General features: G+C 71.9%; 15 protein-coding genes. 11 read left to right on the top strand and 4 right to left on the bottom strand.

What is annotated here, in order from left to right; translation table 11 throughout:
* The first annotated feature begins 47 nt into the window (after positions 1-47).
* The 4 genes from ACZ6JY_RS23500 (at position 48) to pgfA (ending at position 4,430) form a co-directional block, all read left to right on the top strand.
* Positions 48-1,034 (top strand): serine hydrolase, encoded by a 987-nt coding sequence (locus ACZ6JY_RS23500; protein WP_469198431.1) that lies wholly within the window; start codon positions 48-50, stop codon positions 1,032-1,034.
* Between the two features lie 180 nt (positions 1,035-1,214).
* Positions 1,215-2,996, top strand: a complete 1,782-nt coding sequence (locus ACZ6JY_RS23495; protein ID WP_469198428.1) for a lytic transglycosylase domain-containing protein — start codon at positions 1,215-1,217, stop codon at positions 2,994-2,996.
* Positions 2,997-3,220: 224 nt separating this feature from the next.
* Positions 3,221-3,355: an SPW_0924 family protein gene (locus ACZ6JY_RS23490; RefSeq protein ID WP_447036761.1), complete on the top strand. Its 135-nt coding sequence runs from the start codon at positions 3,221-3,223 to the stop codon at positions 3,353-3,355.
* A gap of 76 nt (positions 3,356-3,431) precedes the next feature.
* Positions 3,432-4,430 (top strand): cell envelope lipid trafficking protein PgfA, encoded by a 999-nt coding sequence (gene pgfA, locus ACZ6JY_RS23485; RefSeq protein WP_469198426.1) that lies wholly within the window; start codon positions 3,432-3,434, stop codon positions 4,428-4,430.
* On the opposite strand, the gene hrpB is transcribed toward pgfA, so the two are convergent.
* Positions 4,420-7,032 carry an ATP-dependent helicase HrpB gene (gene hrpB, locus ACZ6JY_RS23480; RefSeq protein ID WP_469198424.1) on the bottom strand — a complete coding sequence of 871 codons (2,613 nt, stop codon included), beginning with the start codon at positions 7,030-7,032 and terminating at the stop codon, positions 4,420-4,422. The two genes, pgfA and hrpB, sit on opposite strands and share 11 nt — an antisense overlap.
* A 4-nt stretch (positions 7,033-7,036) precedes the next feature.
* A complete protein-coding gene (locus ACZ6JY_RS23475; protein ID WP_469198422.1) occupies positions 7,037-7,858 on the bottom strand; it encodes a class I SAM-dependent methyltransferase in 822 nt (273 codons plus the stop codon).
* 364 nt (positions 7,859-8,222) lie between these two features.
* Between ACZ6JY_RS23475 and rpsA the strand changes: the two genes are divergently transcribed.
* Positions 8,223-9,746 (top strand): 30S ribosomal protein S1, encoded by a 1,524-nt coding sequence (gene rpsA, locus ACZ6JY_RS23470; RefSeq protein ID WP_469198420.1) that lies wholly within the window; start codon positions 8,223-8,225, stop codon positions 9,744-9,746.
* 93 nt (positions 9,747-9,839) lie between these two features.
* On the opposite strand, the gene ACZ6JY_RS23465 is transcribed toward rpsA, so the two are convergent.
* On the bottom strand, positions 9,840-10,811 hold the full coding sequence (locus tag ACZ6JY_RS23465) for a right-handed parallel beta-helix repeat-containing protein (RefSeq protein ID WP_469198418.1): 972 nt from the start codon (positions 10,809-10,811) through the stop codon (positions 9,840-9,842).
* Positions 10,812-11,080: 269 nt separating this feature from the next.
* Between ACZ6JY_RS23465 and ACZ6JY_RS23460 the strand changes: the two genes are divergently transcribed.
* The 3 genes from ACZ6JY_RS23460 (at position 11,081) to ACZ6JY_RS23450 (ending at position 13,199) form a co-directional block, all read left to right on the top strand.
* Positions 11,081-12,019, top strand: coding sequence for a PAC2 family protein (locus tag ACZ6JY_RS23460; RefSeq protein WP_469198416.1), 939 nt, complete (start codon positions 11,081-11,083; stop codon positions 12,017-12,019).
* Positions 12,020-12,094: 75 nt separating this feature from the next.
* Positions 12,095-12,694, top strand: coding sequence for a dephospho-CoA kinase (gene coaE / locus ACZ6JY_RS23455; protein WP_469198414.1), 600 nt, complete (start codon positions 12,095-12,097; stop codon positions 12,692-12,694).
* 136 nt (positions 12,695-12,830) lie between these two features.
* On the top strand, positions 12,831-13,199 hold the full coding sequence (locus ACZ6JY_RS23450; RefSeq protein ID WP_469198411.1) for a tetratricopeptide repeat protein: 369 nt from the start codon (positions 12,831-12,833) through the stop codon (positions 13,197-13,199).
* Between the two features lie 22 nt (positions 13,200-13,221).
* On the opposite strand, the gene ACZ6JY_RS23445 is transcribed toward ACZ6JY_RS23450, so the two are convergent.
* A complete protein-coding gene (locus ACZ6JY_RS23445; protein ID WP_469198409.1) occupies positions 13,222-13,512 on the bottom strand; it encodes a DUF6343 family protein in 291 nt (96 codons plus the stop codon).
* A gap of 42 nt (positions 13,513-13,554) precedes the next feature.
* Between ACZ6JY_RS23445 and ACZ6JY_RS23440 the strand changes: the two genes are divergently transcribed.
* From ACZ6JY_RS23440 to ACZ6JY_RS23430, 3 genes are all read left to right on the top strand, one after another.
* Positions 13,555-14,541, top strand: coding sequence for an acyltransferase domain-containing protein (locus ACZ6JY_RS23440; protein WP_469198407.1), 987 nt, complete (start codon positions 13,555-13,557; stop codon positions 14,539-14,541).
* A gap of 57 nt (positions 14,542-14,598) precedes the next feature.
* Positions 14,599-15,303, top strand: coding sequence for a class I SAM-dependent methyltransferase (locus tag ACZ6JY_RS23435; protein WP_469198405.1), 705 nt, complete (start codon positions 14,599-14,601; stop codon positions 15,301-15,303).
* A 160-nt stretch (positions 15,304-15,463) separates the two neighbouring features.
* The gene (locus ACZ6JY_RS23430; RefSeq protein WP_469198403.1) at positions 15,464-15,943 is read left to right on the top strand and encodes a DoxX family protein; all 480 of its coding nucleotides are present in this window, start codon (positions 15,464-15,466) and stop codon (positions 15,941-15,943) included.
* The last annotated feature ends 129 nt before the right edge of the window (positions 15,944-16,072 follow it).

The following is a 16,072-nucleotide window of genomic DNA, read 5'->3' as shown; positions in this document are numbered from 1 at the left end:
GACGCTGCCCCCGGGCCCCCGGAACCCGTTGCCCCGAGGATGACCGCATGACCCCTCGCAGGCCGAAGCGCCGCCGCTCCGTGCTCGCCGCGGCACTCGCCACGGCCCTCCTGACGCCGGTACCGGCGGCCGCCGCCGACGCCGGCCGCCTACAGGGCACGGGCGCGAGCACGGGCGCGCGCACAGGCAGAGCCCTGTGCTCCGCCGACCGGGACCGCACCCTCGCCGCCCGTATGAGCCAGGACATCAGAGCGGCACTGGCCAACAGGGCGGGCACCGTCTCGATCGCCGTGTACGACACCCGCACGGGCGTCGTCTGCCGGCTGGCGAACCACCGCCGCTACGACGCGGCCAGCGTCGCCAAGGTCCTGATGATGGAGGCCGCGCTGCGCCGGGCGCAGAGCTGGCGGCGCGGCCTCACCGCCTGGGAGCGGGCGAAGATCCGCCCCATGATCACCCGCTCGGACAACGAGGCGGCCCGGCGGCTCTGGGCCGACCTCGGCCGCCCGTGCCTCAACCGGTTCCTGCGCCGCGCGGGAACGACCCGCACCACCCCGGGCTCACGCGGCTACTGGGGGCTGACCGCCACGACGGCCGCCGACCAGTTGCGCATGCTCGGCGCGCTCGCCGACGACCGGAGGGGGGTGCTCGCGCCACGCTCGCGCGCCTACGGGCTGCGGCAGATGGCCGCCGTCCGGCGCGACCAGCGCTGGGGCGTCCCCGCGGGTATGCCGCGCGGCATCCGCGCCCACCTCAAGAACGGCTGGCTGCCCCGGGCCACGCACGGCTGGCGCGTGCACAGCATCGGCACGTTCACCGGTGACGGCCGCTCGTACCGCATGGCGATCCTCACCCACGACAACCCCTCCATGGCCTACGGAGTGCGTACCGTGGAACGCGTCGCGCAGGCGGTGCACCGCAATCTCAACAAGGGCCGCGCCATCGGCCAGGACTTCACCCCGGAGAGCGAGATCAGCGAGGTTCCGGACGGTTCCGCTCCGGCGGAGGGGCAGAGCGAGGACCCCGCCGCGTAACAGCCCTGTCGCGCCCACCAGGCCAACCGGTGAAAACCGGGCACGAACGGGTGCCTGGGGGCGGGAAGTTGTCGTAGTGTCGCCAGAGTCACCCCGCCGGGGAGCACGCGTACGAAGGCAAGCGTGTACGGAGGCGGGGTCGGCGCGCAACGGTCGGTATAGGGGAGGGGTGGCTCTGTCATGGCGCCGGTATTCGGCAGGCGGCTGCGGAGGGGAGCGGTGACCAGCGCGGTCGCCGCGGCGGCGGTGGCGGCACTCGCCGCGTCGCAGGCCCCGGGCATGACGGACGTCCCGCGCGACGGGACGGCGGCGGGGGCGGCGGATTCCCCCTCGCCCTCGGGAGACTCCGCGACCGGCGACTCGCCCTACTACACCGATCTGCCGCCTCTCCAGAGCCCCGTGCCGTCGACCGGTGCCCCGCCGAACGGCGGTGACAAGGAGACAGAGGCGGGCCTTCCGGCCACGGTCCTCGACGCGTACAAGAAGGCCGAGTCGGCCCTCGCCGAGTCCAAGCCCGGCTGCAACCTGCCCTGGCAGTTGCTCGCCGCGATAGGCAAGGTCGAGTCGGGCCAGGCCCGCGGCGGTCGCGTCGACGCCGACGGCACGACGCTCAAGAAGATCCTCGGCCCGCCCCTCAACGGCAACGGCTTCGCGAAGATCACCGACACCGACAACGGCGCGTACGACGGGGACACGACGCACGACCGCGCGGTCGGGCCCATGCAGTTCATCCCGTCGACGTGGGCGTTCGCGGGCCGCGACGGCAACAACGACGGCGAGAAGGACCCCAACAACATCTACGACGCGGCGCTCGCGGCGGGCCACTACCTGTGCGCCAACGACCGTGACCTGGCCGTCGAGGACGACCTGCACAAGGCGATCCTGAGCTACAACCGTTCCACGGAGTACCTCAACACCGTCCTGTCGTGGCTGGACTACTACCGCAAGGGCACCCACGAGGTCCCGGACGGCAAGGGCGTCCTGCCGGGCGACCGCAGCGACGAGAGCATCCCCGGCGCGAGCCCGACGCCGGGCCCGTCCATCTCTCCGCGGCCGGGCGGTACGCACGGGCCGAAGGACCCCGCCAAGCCCAAGGACCCCGCCAAGCCCGACAAGCCGAAGGACCCGACCGGGCCGGGCACCGGTGGCAGCACCGGTCCCACCAAGCCCCCGTCCGGCGACGGCTCCCAGACCCCCGACCCCACCCCCTCGCCCACCGAGCGGGTCGCCCGCCTGGAGAACGCGGGCACCGGCAAGCTCGCCGCGACCGCGGGCGACGCCTTCGCCGGGCGCGTCCAGGTGCGCGCGGAGGCCAAGTCGGGCGCGTCCGTGGGCAAGGTCAAGGTGAAGTTCCGGGTCGTCGGCGACACGGACACCCGCTTCGAGGGCGGTGCGCGCAGCGTCTACGTCACCACCAACGCCGCGGGCAAGGCCACCGCTCCCGCGCTGAAGGCGGGGGAGCAGGCGGGCGAGTTCACCGTGCGCGCCACGGTCGTGGGCCGGAAGCTGCCGGGTCTCGACTTCGCAGGCGAGGTCACCGCGCGCCGGGCGGACGCCGTCGCGAGGACCAGCGACAAGGCCCTGACCTGCGAGCCGGGCAAGGAGTTCGCGGACCGGGTCGAGGTCAAGGCCACGTACAAGGGCAAGGCGGCCGATGGCGTCGCGGCCACCGCCACGCTCGTCAAGTCCAAGACGGACGCGTCCGTCAACGACAAGGGCCCCTACTTCAAGGACGCGGACGGCAACAAGGTGCGCGGCCTGAAGAGCCTGAAGACCGATGGCGACGGCCTGCTGAAGCTGCCGAAGCTGTACGCGGACGACGCGGAGGGGACGTACGTGCTCCGCATCGTCACCGAGGGCGGCGCCACGCTCACCGTCGAACTGAAGGTAGCGGCCACGGACGCCACGCCCGCCCCCGACGCCACGCCCACCCCGGACGCCACGACCGAGCCCGCCGCCTGACCCGTCCCCTTCGAGGAGCCGCAGCGCTCCGTAAGAAAGTTCCACGGAGGACCGCCCCCGCGCCGACCACGGCACGGGGGCGGCCTTGTATGCGGTGCCATATGCGGTGCCGTATGCGGCCCTCTGTATGCGTGCGACGTGTTCTCATCTCGCCGCCGCGTTGCTACGGTGCCCGACCTGACGCCCTATCAGTTTCGGCCGGACGCCGGCCAGGGAGGTCCCGCATGCGTGCCCTCATCGCCGCCGCCATCGGTCTCGCGGCCGCGTTCGCCCTGGTCCTGACGGTCACGGCGCTCGGCGCCCCGCCGGGCGAGACCTCACCCGAGCCACTGCTCACGACGGTGCCCGAGCACCCGTAGCCACAGCCCCGCACCCGCAGACGCACCCGCAGACGCAGATATAGACGTAGACGTAGACGTAGGGAGGGTCGCCGCGATGCGCCGCAAGGCCGGACTCGTTCTGCTCGCCTTCGCCGTGTTCTTCACGGCCATGTCCCCGCTCATGCGCTGGTACGCCTTCCCGCGCCTCGCGAAGATCCCGCCGAGCCAGTACCAGGACGCGGTCCTTGAGGCGAAGAACCCGACCCTGATCGACTACGGCTCGATGACGGCCAAGAAGGTCGACAAGGTCACCATCGTGCAGACCCTCAAGGGCAACGTGGAGGCCTCGGAGAAGATCGAGAAGAGCGCCGACCGCGATGTCGTGGTCTGGGACACCCTCAGCTACATCGAGGACGACGACGGCAAGATGGTCTCCAAGATCCCCGAGCGCTACATCTTCGACGCGCACAGCCAGGAGCCCGTGCACGCCACCGGGGAGTCCGTCGACGGGGACCCGGTCAAGCGCCAGGGCATCGAGTTCAAGTGGCCGTTCCTGACCGAGAAGCGGGACTACGAGTACTTCGACGCGCAGGCCCGCGTCACCAAGCCCATCCACTACAAGGGGACACGGAACTTCCGGGGCGTGGAGGTCTACTACTTCGAGCAGACCATCCCCTGGACGAAGGTCCCCTTCCCCAAGACGATGCCGGTCAAGGGCATCACCCCGGAGTCGCTCACCAAGACCGGCACGACGCGCTGGTACACCACCGTCCGCAAGTTCTGGGTCGAGCCGACCACCGGAGCGCCCGTCTACGGCGAGGAGATCCAGAAGAACGAGCTGCGCGGCGGCACGCTCCTGGGCGACCGCGACAAGGTCACGGTCTTCGAGGGGCACGTGAAGATGCGCGAGGACTACATCGAGCACACGGTCGACCTGGTCACGTCCCAGCGCGTCCTGGTGCTCCTGCTGACCTCGTACCTGCCCTGGGGCTTCCTCGGCCTCGGGCTGCTCCTGTTCGCGCTCTCGCTCTGGCTGGAGGCGCGCGGCCGCAGGCGGGGCGGCCCCGAGCCGACGGCTTCCAGCGACCCCGAGCCGGAACCGGTCAACGCCTAGGGGACTCCTGCGGGTTCCCGCCGGCGTCACGTCGCGCCTGGCGGGCCTTGGTGTAGCGGGTCGGCTCGGCGGCGGCGGGATCCTCGGGCCAGGGATGCTTCGGATACCGGCCGCGCAGCTCGGCGCGGACCGCGCGGTAGCCCTCGCGCCAGAACGAGGCGAGGTCGGCGGTGACGGCCGCAGGGCGCCCCGCGGGGGAGAGCAGGTGGACCTGGACGGGAACGGTTCCGTCCGCGATCCGCGGGGTCGTCGCGAGGCCGAACATCTCCTGGAGCTTCACCGCGAGGACGGGCCGCTCGGGATCGGCGTAGTCGAGCCGCACCCGCGACCCGCTCGGCACCTCCAGCCGCTCGGGGGCCAGCTCGTCCAGGCGCGCGGCCTGGCCGCCGGCCCACGGCAGCAGCCGGGCGAGGCCCTGCCCCGCGTCGATCCGGCCGAGGTCGGAACGGCGCCGCGCCCGTGACAGCTCGGGCTCCAGCCACTCGTCCACGCGCGCGTGGAGGGCGTCCTCCGACACGTCGGGCCAGGGCGCGCCGAGGTGCCGGTGCAGGAACGCCAGCCGCTCCCGCAGCTCGCGCGCGCCGCGGGACCACTTCAGCAGCTCGGTGCCTTCGTCCCGCAGGCCGCTCAACAGACCTTTTCGTACGAGATGGGGGTCCGGGTCACGGATCGGGCGGGCGCTCAGCTCCACCGCCCCGAGGTACTCGACATGCCGCGCCACCAGATCGCCACCGGACCAGGCCACCTCGTCCCCCTCCCGGCCCAACGCCGCCGCGGCGCTCCGAGCAACCCCCTCGTCGATGGCCGCGCCCAGAAGCACGCGCGCGTGGCCGGCGCCGACGGGGCGGTCCGCGGCGGCCACGGCCAGCCAGGGGGCGCCGGTCAGCGCCGATCCTGGCCGCAGCTCGGCGCGGGTTCCGTTGACCATGAGATAGGCCCCGCCCCCGACGTGCCGAGCCACCCGCTCCGGAAAGGCCAGCGCCGCCACGACACCGCCGGCTCCCGCCTCGCCACCCGAGTCCCCCGAGGCCACCGGGCCGGCGGTCACCGAGCCGGCGGCCGGAGTGCGGGCGAGCCCCGAAGCGGAAGCCGCCGCCGAGGCCAGCCGCCCCGTCTCCCTGCGCCAGCGCCCCGCGTACCCGTCCCCGCCCCGCCGGGCCGCCCGCCACGCCGCGCCGAGGTCGTCCCCGTACTCCCGCGGCGGTTCCTCGCTCAGCAGGGCGACGACCTCCGCGGCCCTGCGCGTGCCCACGAGGGGCGCCGCGTCGAGGAGGGCGCGGGCCAGGCGCGGGTGCAGGCCCACCCGGGCCAGCCGGCCGCCCCGTTCCGTGACCCGTCCCGTCTCCGCGTCCACCGCCCCGACCGCGGCGAGCACGCCCCGCGCCGCCGCCATCGCGCCGCCGGGCGGGGGGTCGAGCAGGGCGAGCCCGGAGGCGTCAGGATCGCCCCAGCACGCCGCCTGGAGGGCGAACGCGGCGAGGTCGGCCACCTTGATCTCCGGCGCGGGAAAGCGCGGCAGACGCTCGTCCTCGGCCTCCGCCCAGCAGCGGTACACGGCTCCCGGCGCCTCACGGCCCGCCCGGCCCGCGCGCTGCCGCCCGGCCGCCTGCGAGGCACGCACCGTCGCGAGCGCGCTCAGCCCGCGCGCGTGGTCGACGCGCGGCTCGCGCGCGAGGCCGCAGTCCACGACCACACGGACCCCGGGCACCGTCAACGACGACTCGGCCACGGACGTGGCGAGCACGACCCGGCGGCCCGCCGACCCGGCGAGGACGGCGTCCTGCACGGCGGCGGGAGCCCGCCCGTGCACCTGGAGCACCTCCACGCCCGCGAGGCCGCCCAGCTGTCCGGCCACCCGCGCGATCTCGCCGACCCCGGGCAGGAAGCACAGGACGTCCCCGTCCCGCTCGGCGAGGGCCCGCCGCACCACCGACGCCACATGCGTGAGCAGCGCGGGGTCGACCCGCATGCCGTGCGGCGGCCGTACGGGAGCCGCGGGCGGCGCCCAGACCACCTCCACGGGGTGGGTGATGCCCTGCGCCTCCACCACGGGCGCGTCCCCCAGGACCCGCGCCCAGCCCGCCGCGTCGGTCGTCGCGGACGCGGCCACCAGGCGCAGCTCGGGCCGGAGCGCGGCCCGTACGTCGACGAGGAAGGCCGCCACCGTGTCGGCGTCCAGATGCCGCTCATGGCACTCGTCGATGATCACGACGTCCACGCCGGCCAGCTCCTGGTCCCGCTGGAGCCGCTGGAGCAGGACGCCGGTCGTGACGACCTCCACGCGCGTGCGGGGGCCCACCACGCGCTCACCGCGCACGGTGTAGCCGACGCGGTCGCCCACCTTCTCGCCCAGCAGCCACGCCATCCGCCGCGCGGCGGCCCGTGCGGCGATCCGCCGTGGCTCGGCGACGACGACACGGCGTACGCCGGTGAAGGCGCCCGGCAGATCGAGCAGGCCCGCGAGCGCGAGAGGCACCAGCGTCGTCTTGCCGGTGCCGGGCGGCGCGCAGAGCACCGCGCTGCCGGGACCCTCCAGAGCGGCACGGAGGGCGGGCAGCGCTTCGCGTACGGGCAGGTTCAGGGCGGCGGCGTCAGGGATCACCCGGTCAGTCTCGTACGCATACGTAGATGGCCGTACCCGGGATCAGGTTGCCGCGCAGCGGGGACCAGCCGCCCCACTCCTGCGTGTTCCAGGCGGGCCACTCCGGCTCCACGATGTCGACGAGGCGGAAGCCGCCCGCCACGATGTCCCTGACCCGGTCGCCGATGGTCCTGTGGTGCTCCACGTAGACGGCGTTCCCTTCCTCGTCCTGCTCCACATAAGGAGTGCGGTCGAAGTAGGAGGCCCCTACGGAGAGGCCCTCGGGGCCCGGCTCGTCGGGGAAGGCCCAGCGCATGGGGTGGGTGGCGGAGAAGACGAACCGGCCGCCGGGCCGCAGCACACGGTGCACGTCCTTGAGGACGAGGACCGGGTCGGCGACGAAGGGCAGCGCGCCGTAGGCGGAGCAGGCCAGGTCGAAGGCGCCGTCCTTGAAGGGCAGCACCCCCGCGTCGGCCTGGACCAGCGGCACGGAGCCGCCGATCCGCAGCGCGTGCTGGAGCTGGCGGTGCGAGAGGTCGAGGGCGACGGGCCTGGCACCCTGGGAGAGCAGCCATCGCGAGCACTGGGCGGCGCCGGCGCCGATCTCCAGGACGTCCTTGTCCTTCAGCTCCTCCGGCGGACCGAGAAGCTCCGCCTCTACCTCGTCGAGCCCCTCGGGGCCCCACACGAAGCGGTCGTCGCCGAGGAACGTGCCGTGCTCGACCTGGTAGTCGTCGGCGTTCCGGTCCCACCAGCCGCGGTTGGCGCGGCTGCTCTCGGTGACGTCGGCGTCACGGCGGGTTGCTTCCGGCTCGAGTGGTTCGGACTCTTGGATGATCGGCTCCATCGTCGTAATCTTTCGTGTCTTCCGTCGGGCCCGGGTCGCGAAGGGGGCGCGGTGCGGCCCGTGTGGCCTCAGGCGACAGGTTTTGTGCCGGGTATGCGGCGATCCGCCCCGGGTGTGCGCCTTCGCGCATTGACCCTGTCCGGCTGCCCCCGTATGCTACAAGTTGCGCTGCGAGCCTGCTGTCCTCAGACATAGCAGGATGCGCTCGCATCTGTTGCATGTCCCCTCGGTTGTCGAGGTGCCTTCCGTTTCTTCGGAAACTCAGGAATCGGTGCTTCCAGGCTGTCCGGCTTCTTCAGAGCGAAATCGGCTCCGGCGCTAGCAGTACCTACGACTCACTGTCCGTACCGGAGCCCTTACCCACATGACGAGCAGCACCGAGACCACCGCTTCCACCACCCCGCAGGTAGCGGTCAACGACATCGGTAACGAGGAAGCCTTCCTCGCCGCGATCGACGAGACGATCAAGTACTTCAACGACGGCGACATCGTCGACGGCGTCATCGTGAAGGTCGACCGGGACGAGGTCCTGCTCGACATCGGTTACAAGACCGAAGGCGTCATCCCGAGCCGCGAGCTCTCGATCAAGCACGACGTCGACCCGAACGAGGTCGTCAAGGTCGGCGACGAGATCGAGGCCCTGGTTCTCCAGAAGGAGGACAAGGAAGGCCGTCTGATCCTGTCCAAGAAGCGTGCTCAGTACGAGCGCGCCTGGGGCACGATCGAGAAGATCAAGGAAGAAGACGGCATCGTCACCGGTACGGTCATCGAGGTCGTCAAGGGTGGTCTCATCCTCGACATCGGCCTCCGTGGCTTCCTGCCGGCTTCCCTCGTCGAGATGCGCCGCGTCCGCGACCTCCAGCCCTACGTGGGCAAGGAGCTCGAGGCCAAGATCATCGAGCTGGACAAGAACCGCAACAACGTGGTCCTGTCCCGCCGTGCCTGGCTCGAGCAGACTCAGAGCGAGGTCCGTCAGACCTTCCTCACGACCCTGCAGAAGGGTCAGGTCCGCTCCGGCGTCGTTTCCTCGATCGTCAACTTCGGTGCGTTCGTGGACCTCGGCGGCGTCGACGGTCTCGTGCACGTCTCCGAGCTCTCCTGGAAGCACATCGACCACCCCTCCGAGGTTGTCGAGGTCGGCCAGGAAGTCACCGTCGAGGTTCTCGACGTGGACATGGACCGCGAGCGTGTCTCCCTGTCGCTCAAGGCGACGCAGGAAGACCCGTGGCAGCAGTTCGCCCGCACGCACCAGATCGGGCAGGTTGTTCCCGGTAAGGTCACCAAGCTCGTTCCGTTCGGTGCGTTCGTGCGCGTCGACGAGGGCATCGAGGGCCTGGTCCACATCTCCGAGCTGGCCGAGCGCCACGTGGAGATCCCGGAGCAGGTCGTCCAGGTCAACGACGAGATCTTCGTCAAGGTCATCGACATCGACCTCGAGCGTCGCCGGATCTCGCTGTCGCTGAAGCAGGCCAACGAGTCCTTCGGCGCCGACCCGTCGGCCGTCGAGTTCGACCCGACCCTGTACGGCATGGCCGCGTCCTACGACGACCAGGGCAACTACATCTACCCCGAGGGCTTCGACCCCGAGACCAACGACTGGCTCGAGGGCTACGAGACCCAGCGCGAGGCCTGGGAGACCCAGTACGCCGAGGCGCAGTCGCGCTTCGAGCAGCACCAGGCTCAGGTCATCAAGTCCCGCGAGGCCGACGCTCAGGCTGAGGCCGAGGGTGTCGCGGCTCCCGGTGGCGCGGCTCCGGCCGCCGGCACCAGCGGTGGCGGTGGCGGCGGCGGTTCGTACTCCTCGGAGTCGGACGACAACTCCGGCGCCCTGGCTTCGGACGAGGCGCTTGCCGCGCTTCGCGAGAAGCTCGCGGGTGGCCAGAGCTGAGGCTCGCCCCTAGGCGGTTGTAGCTGAACGCTGCGGGCCCGCATCCCTTCGGGGGTGCGGGCCCGCAGTGCGTCTCGGTTCGGGACGTTCCCCCTACGGGGTCACCTCGATGTTCGTCAGGCCCCTGCCGCCGGTCACCGTGTTGCTCGCGTAGACCGTCGTCCCGCAGCCGCCGCTCTGGTTCGTCACGTTGATGGCGAGCCGCTTGTCGCCCGTCGCGCCCGTCAGCGTGGACCTGTTGCCGCGGAAGACCGTGCCGCAGCCCCAGCCGGACTGCTGGGAGTGGGTCTCGTAGCCGTTGTTCGTGGTGTTCTTGCCGGTGTTGTTCTCGATGACGTAGTCGTTGCCCTTCACGTCGACCCACGAGTCGTCGTAGTGGACACCGGTCAGACCCTTGCCGTCGAAGGTGTTGCCCGAGACCCTGCCGCCGGTGGTGCCCTCCTTGATGTCGACCGCCTCACCGCCGACGTCGGGGCCGATCGTGTTGCCGAGGATCTGGACGTTGTCGCTCTTGTCGGAGAGCGTGTTGGCGGTGCCTACGTAGATGCCCTCTCCCATGCCGCGGCCGTCGTTGCCCGTGTCGTGGACGCGGGAATTCCTGATCACTCCGTCGCGGCTCGACTTGCGGAAGTGGACGCCCTCCATGTCCAGGCCGTGCACCGTGACGGTGTCCACGACGACGCCGCGGGCCGAGTCGATCATGATGCCCTTCTGGCCGCCGGTGACGGTGATGCCCTTCACCGTCCAGTACGCGGCTCCGTTCAGGTGCAGTCCGTAGCCGCCGCCCGCCCTGAGCACCGCCTTCGAGGAACCGGTCAGCGTAATGCGTGAGCCGGCGCTCGCGGCCACCGAGGTCTTGAAGTTCCCGGAGTAGCTTCCGTCGGCCAGGTGGACCGTGTCGCCGGGGGAGGCGTCGGTGAGCGCCGCCTTGAGCTGGGCGGCGCTGGACACCTCGATGGTCCGCGCGGGCACCGCGCCGGGTGCGGCGGCAGCGCTCGCGGCCAGGCCCGCGGTGACGGCCGTCGCGGTCAGCAGGGCGGTGAGCAGTGTTCGTCGGGTGCGCATGGGGGTGGCCTTCCCGTCCGGTGAGGGCGTCCCCGTACGGTTCTTCTACGGTTCTTGTACGTGAACGCCGGGTGTGCACATGAACGTAGAGGTGGGGCATGTCCGCGTCAAGGTCTGGACCAGGGGGCGACCAGAGGCGTGTGTCAGCGGTCCGTGGCTGAACTGCGCACCCCTGTAAGGGCATTCACAGAGACGAATCGGGCGACCGGCGGGAATGCCCGTGCCGTTCCGCGTGTTCTTCTCCACGAACACGAGGAGGAGCGGTCACAGTGCTTGATCCGCAGGGTTTGTACGCATGGGAGCCGAAGGGCCTGGCCGTCGTCGACATGGCGCTGGCCCAGGAATCGGCCGGTCTTGTCATGCTCTACCACTTCGACGGCTACATCGATGCGGGCGAAACCGGCGACCAGATCGTCGAGCGCCTGACCGACAGCCTTCCCGGGCAGGTGGTGGCGCGATTCGACCACGACCGGCTCGTCGACTACCGCGCCCGCCGTCCGCTGCTCACCTTCCGGCGCGACCGCTGGACCGACTACGAGGTCCCGACGCTCGAAGTCCGCCTGTTGCAGGACGCCACGGGTGCGCCCTTCCTGCTCCTCTCCGGGCCCGAGCCCGACATCGAGTGGGAGCGGTTCGCCGCGGCCGTCAAGGAGGTCGTGGAGCGGCTCGGCGTGCGCCTCGCGGTGAACTTCCACGGCATCCCCATGGGCGTGCCGCACACCCGCCCCGTGGGCCTCACCCCCCACGGCAACCGCACCGACCTGGTGCCCGGCCACCGGAGCCCCTTCGAAGAGGCGCAGGTGCCGGGGAGCGCGGCCTCCCTGGTGGAGTACCGCCTCCTGGAGGCGGGACACGACGTGCTCGGCCTCGCCGCCCATGTCCCGCACTACATCGCCCGCTCCGCGTACCCGGACGCGGCCCTCACCGTCCTTGAGACGATCACCGCCGCGACCGGCCTGGTGCTGCCCGGCGCCGCGCACGGACTGCGCACCGAGGCGCACCGCACCCAGACCGAGATCGACCGGCAGATCCAGGAGGGTGACGAGGAGCTGGTCGCGCTGATCCAGGGCCTTGAGCACCAGTACGACGCCGCCGCGGGAGCCCAGGACCGGGGCAACATGCTGGCCGAACCGGCCGACATTCCCTCCGCCGACGAGATCGGCCGCGAATTCGAACGCTTCCTCGCCGAGCGGGAGGGCGAAGCGTGACGTCAGGGCCCTGGAGCCGATGCCGGTCCCGGGGCCCTGGGGCCGGTGTCGGACCCAGGCCCTAAGCTGCCGGTCATGCTGAAGGTGGGCCTGACCGGCGGGATCGGCGCCGGCAAGAGTGAAGTCTCGCGGCTGTTCGTCGCGTCCGGAGCCGTCCTGATCGACGCCGACAAGATCGCGCGCGAGGTGGTGGAGCCGGGAACTCCGGGGCTGGCGGCCGTCGTCGAAGCCTTCGGGGAGGAGATCCTCGCCCCCGACGGCTCCCTGGACCGGCCGAGGCTCGGCTCCGTCGTCTTCGCCGACGCCGGGAAACTCGCCCTGCTCAACTCGATCGTGCACCCGCTCGTCGGCGCCCGCTCCGCCGAACTCGAACGCTCCGCCGCCGAGGACGCGGTCGTCGTCCACGACGTGCCGCTGCTCACCGAGAACGGCCTCGCGCCCCTCTATGACCTGGTGGTCGTCGTCGACGCGCGCCCGGAGACCCAGTTCGACCGTCTGGTGCGGCTGCGCGGCATGAGCGAGGAGGACGCCCGCGCACGGATGGCCGCACAGGCCACGCGCGAGAAGCGCCTGGAGATCGCGGACATCGTCATCGACAACGACGGGCCGCTGGCGGGCCTCGCTGAGCGGGTGGCCGAGGTGTGGGCGGATCTCGTACGCAGAGCGCGTCCATGAGGTCGCGTCTATGACGTCGCGTCCATGAGAGCGGGTCCATGAGGTCGCGGACGGTGCTCGCGGAATAGACGCCGCCGTGCGGAATAGTGCCGCTGTGACGGGCGTTGGCGCGGGGGAGCGAGGGAAGGAGTCCGGCGTGCCCGACATCACCCCGGAAACGTATGTCATCGACTACCGCGCGGCGGAGCAGCTCCTTGCCGCGCGAGATCCGCGCGGTGCGGTGAAGCTCCTCGACACGGTCGTCGCCGCCCACCCCGAGAACACCGCGGCCAGGCTGCTGAGGGCGCGCGCCTTCTTCGCCTCCGCGCAACTGCGCGCCGCCGAGCTGGAGTTCAACACCGTCCTGGAGCGCGAGCCGGACAACGCCTTCGCGCACTTCGCGCTCGCCCGCACCTACGAACGCGGCGCGCAGCCCGACCGCGCCCGGCGCCACTTCCGCCTCGCGGCCGCGCTCGACCCTCAGCCGGAGTACGTGGCGGCGGCCCACTTCGACGATGAGAGCTGACGACGGGAGCTGACGACGAGAGCTAAGGCGGGCCCGACGGCGGGTACGGCGGGATGTCGCGGCCCGGCTGGAAGTGCGGGCCCTGGCGCATCCGGTGCACCACCCACGCCAGGTCGGCCAGGACGATGAGCAGCAGCACCCCGCACGCCACCGCCCAGCCCGTGCGTCCGGTGAGCGCGAAGGCCGCGGTTCCGAAGGCGGTCCAGAGCAGGCCCCATACGCTGAACCACAGGCGCATACGGAGCGGACTCCGCGCGGTCAGCGGCTCACTGCCGGTACGGGGCGGGTGCGGATGGCGGTTCGCATGCGTCATAAGCGGTCGTCTCCTCCATTCCAGGGTAAAGCGGGTGAGAACATGCTGAAAGCGCTCAGGTCGGACGTGGGGCTCGCCGCCTGGCTCGACGAGCTGGAGGGCGCCGGGCCGCCGCGGGCGGAGGCTGAGCTTCCCGGCGCCGACGAGCTCCCCGAGGTGCTGCTCGACCTCGCCGTGCCGCACGAGGACATCAACGCCCTCGTGGCACTGCGCGGCCGGCTGACGGCCGACCCGGAGACGCGGTGGCTGCTCGACCGCTGCGTGGACGCCCTCGTACGCGACATGGGCACGGTCGGCAGGGACGGCCTGGCCCCGGAGCTGCCCGCGGAGTGGGGAGAGCTGGGCCGCTGCTTCTTCGTGTTCGTGTACGTGGCGGCGCTGCCGCACGTGAGGGCCTACCACCGTGCCCGCGGCATCCCCGACGACGTCTCGCGCCGCACCCTCGCCGACCTGGGGCGGCACCTGGCGGTGCACCGCAGGGCGCGCGGCGGGCGCGGCCTGATCGTGCCGGGCTGGCCCGGCCTGCACTTCCGCGGAGAGCTGTACCAGCTCGGCAGGCTGCAGTTCCAGCGCGCGGTCCTCGGCGAGCGGATGGGCGGCGCGACGGCCGCCGCCGGGCACGGCGCCGGCCCCGGGGACCCCTGCCTCAACCTGCACATCACCGACTTCCGAGGGGCGCTGTCCCCGGAGGCCTGCGACCGGTCGCTGGCCATGGCACGGCAGTTCTTCGCGCGCCACTTCCCCGAGGAACGGTATGAGACAGCTGTCTGCCACTCCTGGCTGCTCGACCCACAGCTGAAGGAATACCTGCCCGCGGATTCGAACATCGTCCGCTTCCAGGAGCGTTTCCGCCTCGCGGACGGGTACGGGCGGGAGCCGCAGGACGGCGACCCCATCGCCTTCGTCTTCGGCGACCGGGACCTCCCCGTGGCCCAACTGCCCAGGCGCACCAGCGTGGAGCGGGCCGTGGGCGACCATCTGCGGGCGGGCGGTCACTGGTACGGAGGGCATGGCTGGTTTCCGCTGTAGCCGCGCGGCGGCCGAGGCGACGGGGAACGGGCCCGCCGCGCGCTTCGTTGGCGGGTCATGAGCGTCGAGATGCGTGAGGGATACGAGGGGACGGGCCCCGGCGCGATCACGCCGGACGGCTGCGCGGTCGAGCTGTACGCGCGCCTGGCCGCCGGGGCCGAGCCCGGGGTCGTCGCGGCGGCGGCGCCGCCCGGTGCGCACATCCTGGAGCTGGGCAGCGGGGCGGGCCGGGTGACGCGGCCGCTCCTGGAGCGGGGCTTCCGGGTGACGGCGGTGGACGAGTCCGCCGAGATGCTGGAGAAGGTCGCCGCGCTGGGCGGGGCCGTGCGGACGGTGCGGAGCGCCATCGAGCGGCTCGATCTGGACGAGAAGTTCCCCGTGGTGCTGCTCGCGTCGTTCCTCGTGCACTCCGGTGACGAGAGCGTGCGGCGGGGGATACTGCGCGCCTGCCGCACCCATGTCACGGACGGCGGGCGGGTCCTGATCCAGCGTGAGGCGGCGGATTACCACACCGGCCTGCCGAGGGAGCGTGTCGACCCGGGCGGCTGCACCATCCGTATCGTGTCGGCGAAGCCGGTTGGCGACGGCGTGAACGAGGTCAGAGCGGAGTACGTCTTCCCGGACGCCGTCTGGACCCAGACGTTCCGCTCCCGCCCGCTCACCGAGGAGCAGTTCGAGCAGGCGCTCCTGGAGGCGGGACTGAAGGTCGACACCTACCTGACGGACGACCGCACGTGGGTGGCGGCGGTGCCGATGGCCTGACGGGCGCGCGGAAAGCCGAGCCCCGCGAGGAAGTTGCCGTGGCAGCGATGAGTTCGGCGGGGCGGCTCCGTCTATCCAGGTGACAGCAGAACAGCACGGCAGGGCGGCAGCCCGGGAGGGCAGCGGTGCGCCGGGCACACCGCTCACCAGGGAGACCACGATGACCGCCACCACTGCCGCTACCACTACTGCCACTGCCACTACTGCCACCGCTACCGACACCGCCGTCGGCCCGACGTCCACCGCCCCGCGCAGCCGCGGTGCCCGCGTCGCCCTGCGCACCCTTCAGGTGCTGCTCGGCGTCTTCTTCGCCGCCGCCAGCGGCGTGCCGAAGGTGATCGCGCACCCGACCGCCGTGGAGGCCTTCGACGAGCTCGGCTGGGGCGCGGCCGGGATGTACACCATCGGGGCGCTGGAAGTGCTCGGCGGCATCGCGCTGCTGCTCCCGCTGCTCTCCTCCGTCGCGGCGACGGCGTTGATCGGGCTGATGGTCGGCGCGTTCATCGTGACCGTCACGGCGATGGGCGGGGAGAACGCGGCCACCCCGCTGATCCTCATCCTCCCCCTGGCCTGGATCGCATGGTCCCGCCGCGAGGAAACGACAAAGCTGCTGACCCGCCTCCGCCCCCCACGAGCCTGACGCGGAACCCCGGCCCGAGCGCCGATCCCCGTACGCATCGCTGAAAAGTCCCGGGGGGGGGGGGGGGGGGGGGGGGGGGGGGGGGGGGGTTTTGGGAGCGGGGACCGGAACAGGCTCGCCGCCCTCGGG

Source organism: Streptomyces sp. NPDC046335, from assembly GCF_055587985.1.
Note: the sequence above shows the minus strand (reverse complement) of the source record. Positions and strands in the feature narration are given on the sequence as shown.